At 68.8% G+C, this 18,531-nt stretch carries 15 protein-coding genes and 1 pseudogene; 9 read left to right on the top strand and 7 right to left on the bottom strand.

From position 1 onward, the window contains the following. From CF70_RS29120 to fba, 6 genes are all read left to right on the top strand, one after another. Positions 1-1,041, top strand: a 1,041-nt coding sequence (locus CF70_RS29120; RefSeq protein ID WP_235185252.1) for a class 1 fructose-bisphosphatase, incomplete at its 5' end; no start/stop codon positions are given. 11 nt (positions 1,042-1,052) lie between these two features. Beyond that, positions 1,053-1,931, top strand: a complete 879-nt coding sequence (locus tag CF70_RS29115) for a phosphoribulokinase (protein WP_035873561.1) — start codon at positions 1,053-1,055, stop codon at positions 1,929-1,931. A gap of 10 nt (positions 1,932-1,941) precedes the next feature. Continuing rightward, positions 1,942-3,954 carry a transketolase gene (tkt, locus tag CF70_RS29110; protein WP_035873559.1) on the top strand — a complete coding sequence of 671 codons (2,013 nt, stop codon included), beginning with the start codon at positions 1,942-1,944 and terminating at the stop codon, positions 3,952-3,954. Then, positions 3,954-4,649, top strand: a complete 696-nt coding sequence (gph, locus tag CF70_RS29105; protein WP_035873556.1) for a phosphoglycolate phosphatase — start codon at positions 3,954-3,956, stop codon at positions 4,647-4,649. The genes tkt and gph overlap by 1 nt, the downstream gene beginning before the upstream one ends. A gap of 93 nt (positions 4,650-4,742) precedes the next feature. Further along, a complete protein-coding gene (locus CF70_RS29100; RefSeq protein WP_051649183.1) occupies positions 4,743-5,951 on the top strand; it encodes a phosphoglycerate kinase in 1,209 nt (402 codons plus the stop codon). A 66-nt stretch (positions 5,952-6,017) separates the two neighbouring features. Then, a complete protein-coding gene (gene fba / locus CF70_RS29095) occupies positions 6,018-7,055 on the top strand; it encodes a class II fructose-bisphosphate aldolase (protein ID WP_035873555.1) in 1,038 nt (345 codons plus the stop codon). 78 nt (positions 7,056-7,133) lie between these two features. On the opposite strand, the gene CF70_RS29090 is transcribed toward fba, so the two are convergent. The 7 genes and pseudogenes from CF70_RS29090 to CF70_RS29060 all read right to left on the bottom strand — a co-directional run bounded on the left by CF70_RS29090 (position 7,134) and on the right by CF70_RS29060 (position 15,847). Further along, positions 7,134-8,363 carry an ATP-grasp domain-containing protein gene (locus tag CF70_RS29090; RefSeq protein ID WP_081862407.1) on the bottom strand — a complete coding sequence of 410 codons (1,230 nt, stop codon included), beginning with the start codon at positions 8,361-8,363 and terminating at the stop codon, positions 7,134-7,136. Positions 8,364-8,581: 218 nt separating this feature from the next. After that, positions 8,582-9,826: pseudogene (gene pabB, locus CF70_RS29085) on the bottom strand (aminodeoxychorismate synthase component I); the annotation flags it as partial. 43 nt (positions 9,827-9,869) lie between these two features. After that, the gene (locus tag CF70_RS29080; protein ID WP_035873553.1) at positions 9,870-10,688 is read right to left on the bottom strand and encodes a formylmethanofuran dehydrogenase subunit C; all 819 of its coding nucleotides are present in this window, start codon (positions 10,686-10,688) and stop codon (positions 9,870-9,872) included. Further along, positions 10,685-11,599 carry a formylmethanofuran--tetrahydromethanopterin N-formyltransferase gene (gene fhcD, locus CF70_RS29075; protein WP_035873551.1) on the bottom strand — a complete coding sequence of 305 codons (915 nt, stop codon included), beginning with the start codon at positions 11,597-11,599 and terminating at the stop codon, positions 10,685-10,687. Before fhcD ends, CF70_RS29080 begins: the two co-directional genes overlap by 4 nt. Positions 11,600-11,639: 40 nt before the next feature. Continuing rightward, positions 11,640-13,322, bottom strand: a complete 1,683-nt coding sequence (locus CF70_RS29070) for a formylmethanofuran dehydrogenase subunit A (RefSeq protein ID WP_035873549.1) — start codon at positions 13,320-13,322, stop codon at positions 11,640-11,642. Then, on the bottom strand, positions 13,319-14,665 hold the full coding sequence (locus tag CF70_RS29065) for a formylmethanofuran dehydrogenase (protein ID WP_035873547.1): 1,347 nt from the start codon (positions 14,663-14,665) through the stop codon (positions 13,319-13,321). The genes CF70_RS29070 and CF70_RS29065 overlap by 4 nt, the downstream gene beginning before the upstream one ends. A 453-nt stretch (positions 14,666-15,118) precedes the next feature. Next, positions 15,119-15,847: a HisA/HisF-related TIM barrel protein gene (locus CF70_RS29060; RefSeq protein WP_035873545.1), complete on the bottom strand. Its 729-nt coding sequence runs from the start codon at positions 15,845-15,847 to the stop codon at positions 15,119-15,121. A gap of 9 nt (positions 15,848-15,856) precedes the next feature. On the opposite strand from CF70_RS29060, the gene CF70_RS29055 reads away from it, so the two are divergent. The 3 genes from CF70_RS29055 to CF70_RS29045 form a co-directional block, all read left to right on the top strand. Then, on the top strand, positions 15,857-16,852 hold the full coding sequence (locus CF70_RS29055; protein ID WP_051649175.1) for an ATP-grasp domain-containing protein: 996 nt from the start codon (positions 15,857-15,859) through the stop codon (positions 16,850-16,852). Next, positions 16,842-17,924, top strand: a complete 1,083-nt coding sequence (locus tag CF70_RS29050; RefSeq protein ID WP_035873542.1) for a hydantoinase/oxoprolinase family protein — start codon at positions 16,842-16,844, stop codon at positions 17,922-17,924. The genes CF70_RS29055 and CF70_RS29050 overlap by 11 nt, the downstream gene beginning before the upstream one ends. Positions 17,925-17,961: 37 nt before the next feature. Continuing rightward, a partial coding sequence (locus CF70_RS29045; RefSeq protein ID WP_035873591.1) for an aspartate kinase occupies positions 17,962-18,531 on the top strand: 570 nt, incomplete at its 3' end.

Here is an 18,531-nt window from a genome sequence, read left to right as displayed (position 1 = left end):
CTGATCGAGGAGCGCCGCCGCTATCCGCAGGCCAGCGGCGGCTTCAACGGCCTGATCCTCAACGTCGCCATGGCATGCAAGGAGATTGCGCGCGCCGTCGCGTTCGGCGCGCTGGGCGGCCTGCATGGCAGCGCCGACGGCGCCGTCAACGTGCAGGGCGAGACCCAGCAAAAGCTCGATGTCCTGAGCAATACCACCTTCCTGCGCGTCAACGAGTGGGGCGGCTACCTGGCCGGCATGGCGTCGGAGGAAATGGAGGCCCCTTACCAGATTCCGTCGCAGTATCCGCGGGGCAAGTACCTGCTGGTGTTCGATCCGCTCGATGGCTCATCCAATATCGACGTCAACGTCTCCGTGGGCAGCATTTTCTCCGTGCTGCGCGCGCCGGAAGGCGTGGATGCGGTGTCCGAACTGCATTTCCTGCAGCCCGGCACGGCGCAGGTAGCCGCCGGCTACGCCATCTACGGGCCCACCACCATGCTGGTGCTGACCGTGGGCAACGGCGTCAACGGCTTCACGCTCGATCCCAACCTGGGTGAGTTCTTCCTCACCCATGCCAACCTCACGGTGCCCGCGGACACGCACGAGTTCGCCATCAACACCTCAAACAGCCGCTTCTGGGAGGCGCCGGTGCGGCAATACATCGCCGAGTGCGTGGCAGGCCGGACCGGCCCGCGCGGCAAGGATTTCAACATGCGCTGGATTGCCTCGATGGTCGCCGAGGCGCACCGCATCCTGATGCGCGGCGGCGTCTTCATGTACCCGCGCGACAGCAAGGACCCGGCCAAGGCCGGCCGCCTGCGCCTGCTGTACGAGGCCAATCCCATCGCCTTCCTGATGGAGCAGGCCGGCGGCCGCGCCAGTACGGGCAGGCAGCCGCTGATGTCGGTTCAGCCCAGCGCCTTGCACCAGCGCATCGGCGTGGTCTTCGGCTCGCGCAACGAGGTGGAGCGGATCGAGCGCTATCACAGCGAGCCGCCCGGCGCCGAGCTTCCCAATCCCCTGTTCAACGAACGCAGCCTGTTCCGCGTTCCCGCCTGAGGTGCCTGGACATGTCCGAACGCTATCCCATCATCGCCATTACTGGCTCCTCCGGCGCCGGCACCACCTCCGTCACCCGCACCTTCGAGAACATCTTCCGCCGCGAAGGCGTGAAATCCGTGGTGATCGAGGGCGACAGCTTCCACCGCTACAACCGCGCCGAGATGAAGGTCAGGATGACCGAGGCAGAGCAGAGCGGCAATATGAACTTCAGCCACTTCGGCCCTGGCACCAATCTCTTCGGTGAGCTGGAAAACCTGTTCCGCACCTATGCCGAGTCCGGCACCGGCATGCGGCGCCGCTATCTGCACAACGCCGACGAGGCCGCCCCCTTCCAGCAGGAGCCGGGTACCTTCACCGCCTGGGAGCCGTTGCCAGAGGACGCCGAGCTGCTCTTCTACGAGGGCCTGCACGGCGGCGTGGTGACGGACGAGGTCAATGTGGCCCGCTACCCCGACCTGCTGATCGGCGTGGTGCCGGTGATCAACCTGGAATGGATCCAGAAGCTGTGGCGCGACCAGAAGCAGCGCGGCTACTCGAGCGAGGCGGTGACCGACACCATCCTGCGGCGCATGCCGGACTACGTGAACTACATCTGCCCGCAGTTCTCGCGCACGCATGTGAATTTCCAGCGGGTGCCGTGCGTGGATACGTCCAACCCGTTCATTGCGCGGGAGATCCCCGCGCCGGACGAAAGCATGGTGGTGATCCGCTTCGCCAACCCGAAGGGGATCGACTTCCAGTACCTGCTGAGCATGGTGCACGACTCCTTCATGTCGCGGGCCAACACCATCGTGGTGCCCGGCGGCAAGATGGAACTCGCCATGCAACTGATCTTCACCCCCTTTGTGCTGCGCATGATGGAGCGCCGCAAGCGCGCCGACGAGTAAGGAGCCGGCCATGAACGCACCAGAATGTATCGATCCGGCGGCGCGCTGCGCCAACGCGCTGCGCTTCCTTGCCGCCGACGCGGTGGAGCAGGCCAGGTCCGGCCACCCGGGCGCGCCCATGGGTATGGCCGAGATGGCCGAGGTGCTGTGGCGGCGCCACCTGCGCCACAATCCCGCCAACCCGGCGTGGCCCGACCGCGACCGCTTCGTGCTTTCCAACGGACATGCCTCCATGCTGCTGTACGGGCTGTTGCATCTGAGCGGTTACGCGCTGACGACGGCTCAGTTGCGGCAGTTCCGCCAGTTGCATTCGAGCACACCGGGGCATCCGGAAGTCGGCCACACGCCGGGCATCGAGACCACCACCGGCCCGCTTGGGCAGGGACTGGCCAATGCGGTCGGCATGGCATTGTCGGAGAAGCTGCTGGCTGCACGCTTCAATCGCGCCGGGCATACCATCATCGACCACCACACCTATGTGTTTCTCGGCGATGGCTGCCTGATGGAAGGCATCAGCCACGAGGCGTGTTCGCTGGCCGGAACATTGAAGCTCGGCAAGCTGATCTGCCTGTATGACGACAACGGCATCTCCATCGACGGCGAGGTGTCGGCCTGGTTTGCCGACGATACGCCGCGGCGCTTCGAGGCCTACGGCTGGCATGTGATCCCGAACGTCGATGGCCACGATGCCCGCGCCATCGATGCGGCCATCCGCCAGGCCAAGGCGCAAGGCGAGCGGCCCACGCTGATCTGCTGCAAGACGGTGATCGGCAAAGGTGCGCCAGCCAAGGCCGGCGGGCATGACGTGCATGGTGCGCCGCTGGGCGCACAAGAGATCGCCGCCATGCGCGAAGCGCTGGGCTGGGACGCCGAACCGTTCGCGGTGCCGCCAGACGTGGCTGCCGCCTGGGACGCGCGTGCGCTGGGTGCCGCGCGCGAAGCCGACTGGAATGCGCGCTTCGCCTGGTACAGCACGGCCCATCCTGAGCTGGCCGCGGAGTTCCTGCGCCGCGACCAGGGCAAGTTGCCGGAAGCGTTCGAGGCCGGGCTGATGGCCTTGCTGGAGACGCCATCGGCCCTGCACGGCAAGATCGCCACGCGCAAGGCATCGCAGCTCACGCTGGAAGCGCTGACCGCCGCCTTGCCGGAGCTGCTGGGGGGCTCGGCGGACCTGACCGGCTCCAACCTGACCGACGTGAAGGCCTCGGTCTGGGTCAACCATGCCGGGCAGGGCAACTATGTCAGCTACGGCGTGCGCGAGTTCGGCATGGCGGCGGTGATGAACGGCATGGCCCTGCACGGCGGGCTGATTCCTTATGGCGGCACCTTCATGGTGTTCTCCGACTACTCCCGCAACGCCATCCGCATGGCCGCGCTGATGCGGCAGCGGGTGATCCATGTGCTGACCCACGACTCGATCGGCCTGGGCGAGGATGGGCCTACCCACCAGCCCGTCGAGCATGCGGCGAGCCTGCGGCTGATCCCGAACAACCAGGTCTGGCGCCCCTGCGACGGCGTGGAAACCGCGCTCGCCTGGCTGGACGCGGTGCAGCGCGGCGACGGGCCGAGCTGCCTGCTGCTGTCGCGCCAGGCGCTGACACCGTTTGCGCGCGATGCCGGGCAACTTGCCGGCATCCGGCGCGGCGGCTATGTGCTGCAGGATGTGGAAGCGCACCAGGCGGTGCTGATCGCCACCGGTTCGGAAGTGGAGATCGCCATGCGCGCGGCCGCACACCTGGCCGAGGAGGGGATTCGCGTGCGGGTGGTGTCGATGCCCTGCGTGGAGCGCTTCCATGCGCAGGATGCGGCCTACCGGGACGCGGTGCTGCCGGCCGGCGTGCCGCGCGTCAGCGTGGAGGCCGGCGTCACCTGGCCCTGGCGCGCGGTGGTGGGCGAGCAGGGCGCCACCGTGGGGATCGACACCTTCGGCGCTTCGGCGCCGGCCGATGCGCTGTACCAGCACTTCGGCCTGACGCCTGCGCGGGTCGCGGATGCGGCGCGCTCTGTGCTGGGGAGGCCGTGATGCGCATCGCACCGGACATGCCATACACCGCGGTGCTGGTCGACCTCGACGGCACCCTGGTCGATACGGCGCACGACATCGTGGAGGCTGCCAACCGCATGCTGGACGAACTGGGCCGCGCGCCATTGCCCTTTGACACCATCAGCGGCTTTATCGGCAAGGGCGTGCCCAACCTGGTGCGGCGCGTGCTGGAGACCGCGGCAAGCGGCGACCGGGATGGCGCCGATTCCGCCGAGGCGGTGTTCCACCGCCACTATGCGGAAGTCAACGGGCACCTTGGCCGCGTTTATCCCGGCGTGCAGACCGGGCTGGCGGCCTTGCAGCAGCAGGGCTACCGGATCGCGTGCGTGACCAACAAGCCCACGGCGCTGGCAGCACCGCTGCTGGCCGTGACCGGGCTGGCCAGGTACCTGGAGGTCCTGGTCGGCGGCGACTCGATCGCGCGGATGAAGCCGGACCCCGAGCCGCTGCGCCGTGCTTGCCGGCTGCTGCAGGCCGATGAGAGGCGCAGCGTGCTGGTTGGCGATTCGGCGGTTGACGTGGCCGCGGCGCGTGCGGCGGGCATGCCGGTCTTCCTGGTGCGGTACGGCTATGCCGGCCCCGGCGGCGTTGCCGCGCTGGGTGGCGATGCGGTGATCGATTCGCTGGAAGAGGTGCCGGCGCTGCTTGCGCCCGCGCGCCGGATGCCGGCCTGAGCCGGGCAGGGAGAGCGAAGCAGACCCACGATGGATCAAGCCACGCAGAAAGCAGATAACCATACGCCTGCCACATCCGCCAGGACCCACACCATGCCCCCCATCGGTAAAGTACAGACCCTGTCGTCCCTGCTCACCAGCGGCGATCTCACCGGTAAACGCATCTTCATCCGTGCCGACCTCAACGTCCCCCGGGACGCCGCGGGCGAGATCACCGACGACACCCGCATCCGCGCCTCCGTGCCCGCCATTGAAGCCTGCCTGCGAGCCGGCGCGTCAGTCATGGTGACTTCCCACCTGGGCCGGCCGGTGGAGGGCGAGCCCGATCCGCGCCAAAGCCTCGCGCCGGTGCGCCGCCGCCTCTCGGCGTTGCTCAGGCGCGAGGTGCCGTTGCTGGCCGGTTGGGTCAACGGCGGCTTCGACGTTCCGCCCGGCCACGTGGTGCTGCTGGAGAACTGCCGCGAGAACAGGGGCGAGAAGTCCAACTGCGACGAACTCTCCCAGAAGATGGCCAGGCTGTGCGACATCTACGTCAACGACGCCTTCGGCACCGCCCACCGCGCCGAGGCAACCACCCACGGCATCGCCAGATACGCGCCAGTGGCCTGCGCGGGCCCGCTGCTGGCCGCCGAGATCGAAGCGCTGGGCCGTGCGCTGGGCCAGCCCGCGCGCCCGCTGGTCGCCATCGTGGCGGGCTCCAAGGTTTCGACGAAGCTCACCATCCTCAAATCCCTGGCCGCCAAGGTCGACCAGCTGATCGTGGGGGGCGGGATCGCCAATACCTTCATGCTGGCGGCCGGCCTGAAGATCGGCAATTCCCTCGCCGAGGCGGGCCTGGTGGCGGAAGCCCGCGCCATCATCGACATGATGGCCGCGCGCGGCGCGGCGGTGACCATTCCGGTCGACGTAGTGTGCGCCAAGACGTTCAGCGCCACTGCCGCTGGCACTGTGAAGCGTGCGGACGACGTGGCGGACGACGACATGGTCCTGGATCTCGGCCCGGACACGGCAGCGCAACTGGCCAGGCAGCTCATGGCTGCCGGCACCATCGTGTGGAACGGTCCGGTGGGTGTGTTCGAGTTCGACCAGTTCGGCAATGGCACGAGGGTGCTGGCCGAAGCCATTGCCACATCGAAGGCGTTCTCGATCGCCGGTGGCGGCGATACGCTCGCGGCCATCGCCAAGTACGGTATCGCGGAGCGGGTCGGCTATATCTCGACAGGTGGCGGCGCCTTCCTGGAGTTCCTGGAGGGCAAGACACTGCCGGCCTTCGAGGTGCTGGAGCAGCGGGCGGCCGCCTGACGGGCGCCCAAGCCATACCGAATTCACCGAATTCACCGAATCAGCGTCAACTCACGGAGTTCCATCATGTCACTTGTATCCCTGCGCCAGTTGCTCGACCACGCGGGAGAGTTCGGCTACGGCGTGCCGGCTTTCAACGTCAATAACCTGGAACAGATCCACGCCATCATGGAAGCCGCGGAGGAGACCGACAGCCCGGTCATCCTGCAGGCCTCTGCCGGCGCGCGAAAATATGCCGGCGAGGCCTACCTGCGCCACATGGTGCTGGCGGCGGCGGAGACACATCCGGATATTCCCATCGTGCTGCACCAGGATCACGGTTCCAGCCCCGCGGTGTGCCAGGCCTCGATCCGCTCCGGCTTCACCAGCGTGATGATGGACGGGTCGCTGCGTGAAGACATGAAGACCCCGTCGGACTACGACTACAACGTCGACGTGACCCGCCGCGTGTGCGAGATGGCACACGCCGTAGGGGTATCGGTGGAGGGTGAACTGGGCTGCCTGGGCTCGCTCGAAACCGGCCAGGCCGGCGAGGAGGACGGCGTCGGCGCCGCCGGCATCCTGTCGCACGACATGATGCTGACCGATCCGGAGCAGGCGCGCGACTTCGTCGCGCGCACCGGCGTGGATGCGCTGGCCATTGCCATCGGCACCAGCCATGGCGCCTACAAGTTCTCGCGCAAGCCGACCGGCGACATTCTGGCGATGGACCGCATCCGCGAGATCCATCAGAAGATTCCCGGCACCCACCTGGTGATGCATGGCTCCAGCTCGGTGCCGCAGGAGTGGCTGGAGATCATTCGCCAGTACGGCGGCGATATCAAGGAGACCTACGGCGTGCCCGTCGAGGAGATCCTGCGCGGCATCAAGACCGGCGTGCGCAAGGTGAATATCGATACCGATATACGCCTGGCGATGACCGGCGCAATCCGCAAGTCGCTGTCCGACGACCGCAGCGAGTTCGATCCGCGCAAGGCCTTGCTGGCGGCCAAGAAGGGCGCCAAGAGCGTGGTGCGGTTGCGCTTCGAGGCGTTCGGCTGTGCGGGACAGGCCTCGAGGATCAAGCCGGTGCCGTTGGAAAAGCAGGTGCAGCGCTACCGTTAGGCGCCGGAGAAACGGGTGGAGAAGCGGGTGGAGAAGCGGGCAGAGAAGTGGGCGGAGAAACGGGCGGGGAAGCGAATGCTAAGCGTGCTGCCGCCGGCTGTGCGGGCCGTTGAATGGAGACGCCGCGATGCCGCCCGTGTCGCGAAGTCCGTCGTGACGCGTCTTGAGCAGGGACAGGATCTGCGCGCCGCGCGTGCGCAGTCCGGCTTCCGTCTCGGCCGCTGTCCGCCCGGCGGCCGAGACGGAACAGACGGGGTGGCCGGCGGCCACGTAGCTGCCGGGCACGGGAATGTCGTGGCACCAGCGGGTGCGCATCAGCGCGGCTGTGAGCGTGGCGTTGATCCGCACCGGCGCTTGCGAGAAGACGACTTCAAAGCCACGCACGCCGGCCTGGCCTGCGGCCGGGCGCACGGGTATTTCTCCACGGCAGGCTTGCAGGTGCGCATGCATCAGGCCGAGCGGATAGGCATCGGCATAGAGCGCCATGCTGGCTGGCGGACGCGGGTTGACTTCAAGCACCATCACGTCCGGCGCATCGAACAGGAAGTCGATGCTGTTGAGTCCAACCAGGCTGGTTTCGCGTGCAATGCAATGGATGATATCGACGAGGCGCGAGGCGATGCCTTGAGGCAGTATTGCCGGCCCGGTAGCGCCGCGGAACAGGTAGGGACAGTCGTGGTGCGGCGCAATGCGCTGCAGGCTGATGCCAACCAGATCGACGCCGCGGCGGTGGGCGACGAATAGCGCGGACATCGGCAGGCCGGGTCTTTGCCGCTGGAAGTAGGAGGCGGTATTGGTGGTTCCGGCGGTATCGGCGGCGATGGCGTCCTGGGAGGCCAAATGCCGGATATGGTAGCCGCCGGTGCCGCCGACAACTTTATATAGCCAACCTGTCGGATCGCGCGGCATTTCCACGGTGGTTTCCGGATGCGGAATGCCGAGCGCGGCCAACAGCCGGAAAAACGCGCCAGGCTGCTTGACGCCGCGTACGGTGGCGGCGCTGTTGCCGAGCAGCGGCAACAGCGCATGGCCGGCATCGAGCAATTCTGGCAGGTGTTCGAAGCCGCTGCCGGCAACCCAGCCAGACGGGTGTTCGGTGTCGCGCATCCGGCGCAGCGCGGCGAGCACGTGTTCTCCATCGATCGCCATCGAGCCGGCAGCGCCGATGGGCTCCCAGTGGGCAGCGATGTGGCGGGTGTCGGCGTCACCGAAGAGATCCAGCGCGGCGACGCGCAGGCCGGCTTGCGCGACGGATTCGGCCATCATGCGGGATGAGAGCGCGGCGACGATGAGAGTTTGGGTTGGCATGGCGAGTGAGGGGGACTGCTTAACTTCAAATCCGATGACCAGGGACTAAAGGCCCAAAGTCAAAGCCAAAGGCGGTTTCACTCCCCGGCGGGGGGCTATCTTCCAAGGGAATCAGGGTGTGGTCGAGGTCAAATAGTGCGGGCTGCATGCGCGGTACGGGTAACGATGAGGTCGGGAATGGCCAGATCGCGCACGTGATACCGTGCCGGCGCGGGGTCCGGCGCCAGGCCGGTCAGGAAGGCGGCCTTCAGTGCGCACTCCTCGAATTCCGATTCGGCCTCACTATCGAGCACAATCCCGGCTCCGACCCCCATGCGGCCCGCCCGCACGCCGCCACGGGCAGGGCCAAGCACCAGCGTGCGGATGGCGACCGACAGGCAGAAGCTGCCGCAGGCACGCGCCGAGCCGGGAGCCGGGGTGTCGGCCCACCCTATGGCGCCGGTGTACAGGCCCCTTGGACTGGTTTCCAGCGCGGCGATCAGTTCCATGGTGTGATGTCTGGGTGCGCCGGTAATGGAGCCGCAGGGAAACAGGGCGCGCAGGAGGGCCGGCATTGACACGGCCTCGGGCAGGACCGCTTCAACGGTGGAGGTCATCTGGAACACGCTGGCGTAAGGCTCGATCGAGAACAACGCCGGCACCCTGACCGAACCGATTTGCGCCACCCGGCCCAGGTCGTTGCGCAGCAGGTCGACGATCATCAGGTTCTCGGCGCGGTTCTTGGCGTCGGAGGCCAGCATGCGGGCAATCGAGCGGTCTTCGGGCGGGGTCGTGCCGCGCCGCGCGGTGCCTTTCATCGGGCGCGCGGTGAGCCTGCCGTCTTCATGACGCAGGAACAGTTCGGGAGAGCAGGACAGGATGAAGGGCTGCTGCGCGTCGTGGGGCAGGGCGATCAGCGCCCCGTAGGCTACCGGCTGGCGGGCGCGCAGGCGGCGGTAGAGGCCAACCGGGGACCCCGAGGCTTCGAAATCGATCCGGTAGGTGTAGTTGACCTGGTAGGTTTCGCCGGCGCGCAGCGCTTCGTGGATGCGGGCGATTGCGGTATGGAAGGCAGGGCGGTCGACGCTCGGTTGCAATGCACCGACACGGGCCGGAGAGGGCGTCGCGCCGTCCATGCTGGCCAGCCAGCCATCCACCTGCGCGCGAGAGAGCCGGGCCAGCTTGCGGAAAAGCAGGATGCGCAGGGCAGGCTCACGCGGCCCCGCCGCCGCGAGATGGCCAAGCCCATGGAGCGCCATGCCCCATTCGTAGTCGCCCAGCAGCACCGCGTGGGCGCCGCCGCGCATCGCGGCATCGGCCTCCTGCCACGCCTGCGCCAGCCCGGCCGGATCCGTGCAGCGGATCTCGCGCAGGAAGCCGGTGTACAGGCGGCTGGTGGGCTGGCCCGGCGTGGCGGTGGCGTCGTCGAGCAGCGCGTAGCAATCGTCGCCCGCAGTTGGCGCGTCGGCATGGGAATGCGGCATGGCGGGCTCCTTCCAGGCTGGGGCGGGAACGGCTTGCCCGGCCTTAGTCAACGATCAGCAACTCGCCCCTGCCATCCACGGCAAGGTCGCCCACCAGCCGCCGTGGCCGCAGCGCGGGCAAGGCCGTGAAGGGTCCGCCCGCGCGGGCCAGGTGGCGCGCCAGCAACGTCCAGAACACATCGAAATTGCCGTCGGTGCGCACGAAGGTGGCGCGCGCCTGCGGCCTGGCACTGAGCAGCACGATGGTGCCGCGGCGCATGCCGTAGGCCAGATGTGTCCCGACGGCACCGGCAACCGCAATGGTGCCTGCGACCATGCGCGAGGCCGTGAAGTCCCCGGTGTTGCCCGCCACCATCGCGGTGCCGCGCCGCATGCGGTCGCCGAAGCGGTCGCCGGTGTTGCCGCCGATCACGAGCGTGCCGCCGCGCATGCCGTCCATGTCGCCCGGCAGCGCGGCGGCGGCGAAGTCTCCCGCGTTGCCGCCGATGACGACTTTGCCGCCGGCCAGCGCCGCCGCCGCAAAGTCGCCGGCATTGCCGTTCACGCGCAGCGTGCCGTCCTGCATGCCGCAGCCGAGGTAGTCGCCCGCGTTGCCGTCGACCCGCAGCGTACCGCCGGACATCCGCCATCCGATACGGTCGAAGCGACCCAGGTCGCCTTCAAGAGTGAGAGCGGGCTCGCCATCGCCGCCGTGGGCCTGCACGGTAAACAGTTCGCCAAGGGCGATGCGCTCGTTGCCATGCCACAAGGGCAGGCGCGCTATCGCGTCCGGTGCCATGCCGGCCAGGGCGGCTGGCGTCAGCTGGCGCAGGTCAACCCGCAGCGCCGGGGCGTTGGCGAGGCGCAGGGTCAGGCCGCTCATGCGCATTCTCCCTGGCTGGCGAGCCGGTGCAAGTGAAAGTGGAAGGGGCCCAGCTTGCCGCCGTAGTTGCCGGCGGAAATGCGCACCAGCCCTGCGGCGGCGCCTCGCTCGGCGAGTGCCGCGATCCCGGCCCGCATGGCGGCGGCCACGTCGGCTTCCGTCAGGCCGTCGATCACGATCTCCAGCACGCAGCGCACGGTGGATCCAAGCTGGCTGCCGGCGACCAGGCCAGCCAGGCTGGGGCAGAAAGCGTCGTTGGTGGAGGCATGCATGCCGGCGTATCTGGCGCCGACCTTCGAGCCGGAACGGACCACGCCACCGGGAAAGGGCATGATGATGTTGGGCACCTGGCGCATTGCCGCCACCGCGGCCTCGGCCGCGGCCAGCGCGCTGTCGGTGTCGCGCGCCAGCATCAGCAGGTTGCCGCCGCCCACCGCCTTGACCACCGCGGTGGTCTCCTGGCAGACGAACTCGCCGTCCATCACCGGCACGCGCCAGTAGCGCACGCCGTCGATCATCTTGGCGATCTGCCAGCCGTCGCCGAAAAAGCGCAGGTTCTTGCCCAGCGGGATGGCCTCGCCTTCGGCCAGCCCCGCATACACCGCCGTGGTGGGGCAGGTCAACACGCACTGGCCGACGCGCCGCTCGACCTGCTTGGCCAGCTCCTTGCCCGACATCGAGAACAGCAGCACCGCCACGCCGGGCCGTCCGTCGGGCGAGTCGGCCGGCGCGATCTCGCGCTCGATGCCGGCCTCGCAGCCGCACGCGATCACCGAGGTGGCGAAGCCCGTGAGCGCGGCTGCCGCATGCCGGGCCCAGGTCAGGTTATGCGCCGTGAGCAGCAAGCGGGTCGCCTTCATCGGAAAGGCTTCCGCGAAGGTGTCGTCAATGGTGAGTCCGTTGATCAGCATGCGAAGTGTCCCCAGGCGCGCGGCAAGGTCGGGAGCGTGTTCATACGGTATCCTGCCTGCGCAGAGGGGCACACTGCGCGGGCAGCAGCCGCCCGCCATTGCAGCAGGCGCACAGTTCGTCGCGGCCGATGGCGGCGTTGTCGAAGTGCAGGGCGAGATGGCTGTCGCTGTACTTGCGCAAGGTCTTTTCGATGCCTTTGTCATAGTCGGGCTCGACATAATGCGTGCCACCGGCGGGCGTGGCCACGATGCGCCCTGCGCGCGCCACCAGGGTGCCGTCCTTGAACACGTATTCCGGCGCGCTGAACATGGTTTCGCGGTTGGCGTCCTCGCGGTACACCGCGATGTCGGCGGCCGCCCCCGCGCCCAGATGGCCGCGATCACGCAGGCCAAGCAGCCGCGCCGGGCCGGCGCGGGTCAGCACGGCAATCTCATATAGCGTCAGTTCCCGCTTGATATCGGGCAGCGCGCAGTTGGCGGCGACCTCGGGGTGCAGCTTGCCAAGCTGCTCGTCGCGGAAGGACTTGTCCATCAGCAGGCGGATCAGATGCGGGTAGCTGGTGAACGGGCCGCCGTTGGGATGGTCGGTGGTCAGCGTCACCTGCCAGGGGTTCTTCACAGTCAGGAAGACTTCCAGGCCGATGGCCCATTGCAGCGCATTGACATAGCTTTGCTCGCGGTAGCGGAACGGCACCACGCCGCAGCCCGCGTCACACTCGATATCCGCGCCGATCCATTTGCGGGGGTGGGCGTGGTCGGCGTTTTTCACCTGCATCATGGTGTCGCCCGACGCGGTCACGGTCTGGCCGAAGATGATCTGGCCGACGTCGATGGAGATATTGGGGTTAGCGTTGACCGCGTCGGTGATGCGCAGCGCCGCCGAGGAGAACTTGCGCGGCCCATCCGCGCCGTAGCTGTGGAACTGGATGTGGGTCAGGTGGCCCGGCAGGCCTTCCAGCGCGGCGATGGTGGCAAGCGTCGATTCGATATTGCCCGGCACCCCGAGGTTGCTGGCATGGATATGCAAGGGGTGGGGCACCTTGAGTTCGGTGAGGGCCTGGCTCAGCGTGCGCAGCACATCGCGCGGGGTGATGCGGTAGTGTACGTGCTGGTCGTCCACGTCCAGCTTGCGCTGGTTGAACTTGAAGGCCGAGATGCCGCCCGGGTTGACCACCTTTACGCCCAGTGCCTTGCTGGCGTTGATGGTCCAGCCGACATAGTCGCGGATGTGCTGGAAGTCGGTGCCCCCGGCCAGCATGCGCAGGAACAGGTCGTCGTTGCCGAGCATGACATAGGCGCCATGATCGATGACCGGCGTGTCGCCCATCTCGAAATGCGTCTGGCGCGCGTTCGACGCCATCATGGCGGGCTCGAACGCAGCGGTATAGCCCATCTGCGCATAGCGGTAGCCGGTGGCCAGCGTGCCGGGCGTGCAGGTGCCGCAGGACGCCAGTTCCAGCGGGCCGCCGGCGGGCAGGTTGTCGCGGTGGTCCTCGGGCAGCAGCATCCGGGCCAGATTGACCTTGCCGCCGCCGATATGCGAGTGCATGTCGATGCCGCCGGCCATCACCACCATGCCCCCGATATCGAGCTCCGTCTCCGCGCGCGTGCCGGGGGGCTGTTCGACGATGCGGCCAGCGCGGATATAGACGTCGGCGAGCTGGCCGTCGATGCCTCGCGCGGGGTCGTACACGCGGCCTCCATGCAGGCGCAATGTGCTCATGATGCGGACTCCGTTGGCGCCGGCGTGTGTTGCAGGCGCGCCAGCATTTGCGCCGCCACTGCCGCGACCGTCGGCAGGCAGTCGTCGCGCAGCGGGGTGAGCGGCAGCACGATGCCGCCATCGGTGCGGAAGAGGTGGCCGGCCGAGCCGATGCCCGGGGTCGAAACCGGAATGAAGACGCCGGGGCGCCGCGCCATCGCAGCGGCCAGCGCGGGATGCCCGAGCACCACGGTGGGCACGGTGCTGGCGGGCGGCGGCAGGTCCGGCGTGAAACTGGCAACCCACAGCAAGGCATCGACCTCGCCGCCACGCAGCAGGCGCTCGGTCTGGTGGCGATGCGGATCGTGATCGAGTCCACCGGGGTGCACGTGCGTGCGCAGGGGCAGGCCAGACATCCAGGTGACGGCCTGGTTGACAGTGTTGCCGCCGTCGTCGCCGCCAAGCGACAGGCCGCCGGCGCGCGTGGTGCGGTTGAGCGTCTTGACCAGGTGGTGGATGCCTTCGATCAGCAGCGCGGCATGCTTGCCGCCCGCCTGCGCGCAGAGCGCGGAGGGCGTCCACACGATCACGGCATAACGCGCAGCGAGCAAGCGGGCCGAGAGTTCGCGCAGCGCAGCCGTTGCGATGTTGCCGCCGGCCAGCGCACGCGGGCGGCACAGGGCGTTCAGCAACGCAAGCGTCTGGTAGAGATCCTCGCCTTCGGGCAACGCCACCTCGCTGCTGCGCACGTTCGGGAGTTGCGCGGCGGCCGGGTCGGCCGGCGTGCCAAGGAAGACCAGTTCGCGCGGGCACGGCGGTTCGCCGTCCATCAGTCCGCAGCGCCGGAAGAACTCGGGGTGCTTGCGCGAGGGCTGGGTGCCGATGCACAGGATCAGGTCGGCATGATTGCGCACCTCGGCCAGGCTGGTCGTAAAGGCGCCTCGATCCTGCAGCGCGCGCAGGCTGGCCGTCATGGCGTCGCCATGCGCATGGTCGAGCACGGCGCCGCAGTGGTTGGCCAAGGCGTAAAGCGCGCGCGTGCCGGCTATATCGGTGGCGAGGCCGCCGAACAGCGGGCGGCGGCTCGCGCGCAGCAGGCGCGCGGCGGCGTCCAGCGCCTGGGGCAGTGTCGCCGGGCGGCCATCGGCGCACGGCTTGGCTGCCATGGTCAGCCGGCCGAAGGCCGCGAGCGCGCTTGCCGCGCGCGGGCAAGTGCTGTCGCTCAGCGCCGGTGCCTGGCCGTCCGGGCCTTCCTGCGGGACGGCGAGCCCGTCGCACAGCAGCGCACAGAAAGGACAGGTCCAGCTGGCCTGGCCGGCTGGACGGCCACGGGTGTCGGAGGGGAGATCGGTTGCGGGTGCCATGCCCTAGTCGAGCAAAGCGTGTGCCAGCGGCTGGCCGCCTGCCTGCCATGCACCCGCGACCGTGAGCGCATGGCGCCTGGTGGGGAAAAGCCGATGCGTGGAGGAGGCGCCGGGTGTGGTGGCAACGACACAACCGGTGCTCCGTATGCGGGGCAACCTGTCACGCCCGCGCGCGGCGCATGCGGCGCCAGGCCGCGCCAGCGCGGCGCGGCGGGCTGGCATGGAACGTGTTTATGCCTGCTTGCATGCTTGCTCGTCCGGACTTGAGCGTGGGCGCTGTGTCCAGCGGGAAGTTACGCCGAAGTACGCCGAAGCAATGCGCTTGATTGCTCCGCTCTCCCGTGAAATCGGAGAGCGGAGTCACACCTGCGCCAGATTTCACGCGGCAATCCGTTGATTTGCCCGGAAGCCTGGTGAACCGTGGGTTCGCTTGATGGCGCCCGCCCGCGCGGATCAGGAGGAACGTCCTCCCTGACCAGCCGGTGGGATACGGAGATCATGAATGGCCGATGCAACCAGCCAGGCGCTGGCCCCGGCATGCGCGGCGGCGGCGAGATCGGCGCCATGGCGGATGCCGCCGGCGCCGATCAGCCTGCGCCCGGCACCCGCCTGCGCGCGGACTGCCGCGAGCGTTTCCAGGTCCGGTCCCTCGAACGCGCCGACGCGGTCCAGCGCCATCACGATCAGTTGCGCCGGCCAGGCGTCGCTGGCTTGCCACCATGCCGCATTGCCCAGCGGCATGCCATGGCGCCGGTCGAGCGAAAGCACGGCGCCGGGCCAGGCGTCGAAGGGTGGCGCGCTGCCCGTGGCGGCGGGCGGGTCGGACAGGGTTTCGCTGCCGAACACCGTCACCACCCGCGCACCGGCGCCGCGCAGCGCAGCCAGCGCCGCGGTGGCCTGCGCCGCGCTGGCGAAGCCGGCGTCCAGCCAGAGTTCGGTCTCCGGCAAGGCCTGGCACAGCGCTCGCAGCGCATCGAGCTGGATGGCGCGCCCGGTGAGCGCGTCGAGGTCGGCGATATACAGCGTGGCACTGGCGCAGTGCGCAAGCATCGCCCGCGCCATCTCCACCGGATCGCTGCCCGGGTGCAGGCCGGACACGATGGGGCGGTATTGGTCGCGCTGGCCGCGCACCGCGCGGACAACGCGGCCGTCAAGAAGATCGATGACTGGGATGATGTGCATGGAGAGGGAATGATGACGCGTGTGTTCGTCTATGAATATATCAGCGCGGGCGCCATGGACACCCGCGCGGTGCCGCACCTGCTGCGCCAGGGTCGGGCCATGCGTGACGCCATGATCGCAGATCTCGCGCGCATCGGCGACGTGGCGATTACCTGCGCGGCGCTGCCCGGCGAGTTGCCGCCGGCATGCGATGGCGCGCACAGGGTGAGCTGCTGCGCGCGCATGCCCGGCGAGGACGCGGCGGATTTCGTGCGCCGCCAGGCGGCCTGCCACGACGTCAGCTGGGTCGTCGCGCCGGAATCCGAAGGCGTGCTGCTGAGCCTGAACTACATGGTGGGCGACGCGCGCTGGCTGGGTTGCGATGCCAGCGCGATCGCATTGGCCACCAGCAAGCGCGCGACCGCGCAGCGGCTTGCCGCGCTCGGCATCGCCGCGACCCGGCCGTGGAGCGAAGGCGACGCCCCCGAGTCCGGACGCTGGGTGGTCAAGCCGGACGATGGCGCGGGATCGGTGGCGACGCACGCCTACGATGGTTTCGGTGCGGCGCACGAAGGCTGGCTGCGGCGCCTCGCGCACGGCGAGCCGGTGGTGCTGGAGCCGTGGGTGGAGGGCGAGCCGATCAGCGTCTCGCTGCTCTGCGGCCCGGGCGGGCCCGAACTGCTGAGCGTGAACCGGCAGCACATCCGCGTCGATGCGGCCGGACAGGTGCACGACGATGGCGTAGAGATCAATGCCATCGAATGCAAGGGGCAGGCGGGACGCCTGCTGGCGGACGTGGCCGAATGCGTGGTGGCCGGCATGCCGGGCTTGCGCGGCTTCGTCGGCATCGACCTGGTCTGGCATCCCCGGCGCGGCCCGGTGGTGATCGAGGTGAACCCGCGTGTGACCTGCGCCTATGCGGGCCTGTCGGCCGAGCTTGGCCGCAACCTGGCCTGCGAGATACTGGCGGGGCACCAGATCCTGGCGGAGCGGACGGTCACCATTGGAGCGTCCCATGGCCGCTGAGCGCCTTGTCTTCGGCTGGGACCTGGGCGGCGCCAATATCAAGGCAACGCGCCTGGAGGACGGCATCGCGGTCGATATCGCGCAGTGGGCCTGCCCCTTGTGGCAGGGCCTGCAACTGCTGGACGGTGTGCTGGCGCAGGCGCGCGCGCGCTGGCCCGATTGCGCGCATGCCGCGCACGCGGTCACCATGACCGGCGAAATGGCTGACCTGTTCGAGAACCGGGAAGCCGGCGTGACGGCGCTGGCGGACGTCATGTGGCACGCCTTCGGCGAGCGCGCCATTTTCTTCGCCGGCGCCGCCGGCTGGCGCACACGGCGGCAAGTGGCGGCGGACTGGCAGCACATCGCTTCGGCCAACTGGATGGCGACTGCCCGCATGGCGGCTGCCCGCATCGGCCACGGCGTGCTGGTCGATATCGGCACCACCACCAGCGACCTGATTCCCATCGTGGACGGCGAGGTGGCGGCGCAGGGCCGCGACGATGCCGGCCGGCTCGCTTCCGGCGAACTGGTGTACCAGGGCGTGGCGCGCACGCCGCTGTGCGCGCTCGCACGCCGCATCGCCTTCAAGGGCGCCAGCTATAACGTGATGAACGAACTGTTCGCCACCACCGCCGACGTGTACCGCGTCACCGGCGAACTGCGCGAAGCACACGATCCCCACCCGAGCGCCGACGGCGGCGCCAAGACGCCGGAAGCCACCCACCAGCGCCTCGCCAGGATGATCGGGCACGACGCGCGTGACGCGCCCGCGGCGGCCTGGCTGGAAGTGGCGCGTCAATGGCGGCTGGCGCAGATCGCCGAACTTGGGGACAACCTGCTGCGTGTCATCGACCGGTCCGGCTTGCCGCCGGGCGCGCCGGTGATCGGCGCGGGGTGCGGGCACTTCCTGGCGCGCGACCTGGCTGGCCGACTTGGGCGCCCTTACCGGGCCTTCGAAGACCTCGCCGGTATCGCGCCGGCCCATGCGGAGTGGGCGCGCGTGTGCGCCCCCAGCGTTGCCGTGGCGGTCCTGCTGTGGCAGGCCGCGCAAGCGGCGGTCGCGACGGGGGGCGCGCAGGCATGCCGATAGCGATTTCCACGTCCGCGCCGCTGAAGCGGGAGGCCCTGTGCACGTCGTAAAGATCGGCGGCAGCCTGGGCCGCGATCCGCTGTTGCCGGACTGGCTGCGGGAGCTGGCCGCGCTGGGTGGCGGGCGCGTGGTGGTGGTGCCGGGAGGGGGCGGCTTCGCCGACGAGGTGCGCGATTACCAGGCGCAATGGGGGTTCGACGACCTGGTTGCCCACAATATGGCGGTGCTGGCCATGGTCCAGTACGGCTTGATGCTGCAGGGCCTGTGCCCGGCCCTGACGGTGGCCGCCGACGAAAATGCGATCCACGCCGTGCTGCGCAATGGCGGCGTTGCCGTATGGGCGCCATACGGCCTGCTGCGCAAGGAGCGGGATGCGCTGGCGAACTGGGACGCGACTTCCGACAGCATTGCCGCGTGGCTGGCCAGCCGGCTTGGCGCGCAAAGGCTGGTGCTGGTCAAGTCGTGCCGGATCGGGGCGGGGATGACGCTGGCGCAGCATGCGGACGCCGGGGTGGTCGACGGGCACTTTTGCCATTACGCGCACGATGCGCCGTATGCGGTCGACCTTCTGCAGAAGGCAGAGCTGCCGCGCCTGCGCGAGTTGCTG

Origin of the sequence: Cupriavidus sp. SK-3 (assembly GCF_000611145.1) — a bacterium.
Lineage (GTDB): Bacteria > Pseudomonadota > Gammaproteobacteria > Burkholderiales > Burkholderiaceae > Cupriavidus.
The sequence above is the reverse complement of the archived record's forward strand: the minus strand, read 5'-3'. Positions and strand labels throughout refer to the sequence as shown.

Bases quoted from the DNA above. Each gene is read 5' to 3' on its own strand.
- CF70_RS29115 (WP_035873561.1), top strand. From the start codon at position 1,053: ATGTCCGAACGCTATCCCATCATCGCCATTACTGGCTCCTCCGGCGCC.
- tkt (WP_035873559.1), top strand. From the start codon at position 1,942: ATGAACGCACCAGAATGTATCGATCCGGCGGCGCGCTGCGCCAACGCG.
- gph (WP_035873556.1), top strand. From the start codon at position 3,954: ATGCGCATCGCACCGGACATGCCATACACCGCGGTGCTGGTCGACCTC.
- CF70_RS29100 (WP_051649183.1), top strand. From the start codon at position 4,743: ATGCCCCCCATCGGTAAAGTACAGACCCTGTCGTCCCTGCTCACCAGC.
- fba (WP_035873555.1), top strand. From the start codon at position 6,018: ATGTCACTTGTATCCCTGCGCCAGTTGCTCGACCACGCGGGAGAGTTC.
- CF70_RS29090 (WP_081862407.1), bottom strand. From the start codon at position 8,363: ATGCCAACCCAAACTCTCATCGTCGCCGCGCTCTCATCCCGCATGATG.
- CF70_RS29080 (WP_035873553.1), bottom strand. From the start codon at position 10,688: ATGAGCGGCCTGACCCTGCGCCTCGCCAACGCCCCGGCGCTGCGGGTT.
- fhcD (WP_035873551.1), bottom strand. From the start codon at position 11,599: ATGCTGATCAACGGACTCACCATTGACGACACCTTCGCGGAAGCCTTT.
- CF70_RS29070 (WP_035873549.1), bottom strand. From the start codon at position 13,322: ATGAGCACATTGCGCCTGCATGGAGGCCGCGTGTACGACCCCGCGCGA.
- CF70_RS29065 (WP_035873547.1), bottom strand. From the start codon at position 14,665: ATGGCACCCGCAACCGATCTCCCCTCCGACACCCGTGGCCGTCCAGCC.
- CF70_RS29060 (WP_035873545.1), bottom strand. From the start codon at position 15,847: ATGCACATCATCCCAGTCATCGATCTTCTTGACGGCCGCGTTGTCCGC.
- CF70_RS29055 (WP_051649175.1), top strand. From the start codon at position 15,857: ATGATGACGCGTGTGTTCGTCTATGAATATATCAGCGCGGGCGCCATG.
- CF70_RS29050 (WP_035873542.1), top strand. From the start codon at position 16,842: ATGGCCGCTGAGCGCCTTGTCTTCGGCTGGGACCTGGGCGGCGCCAAT.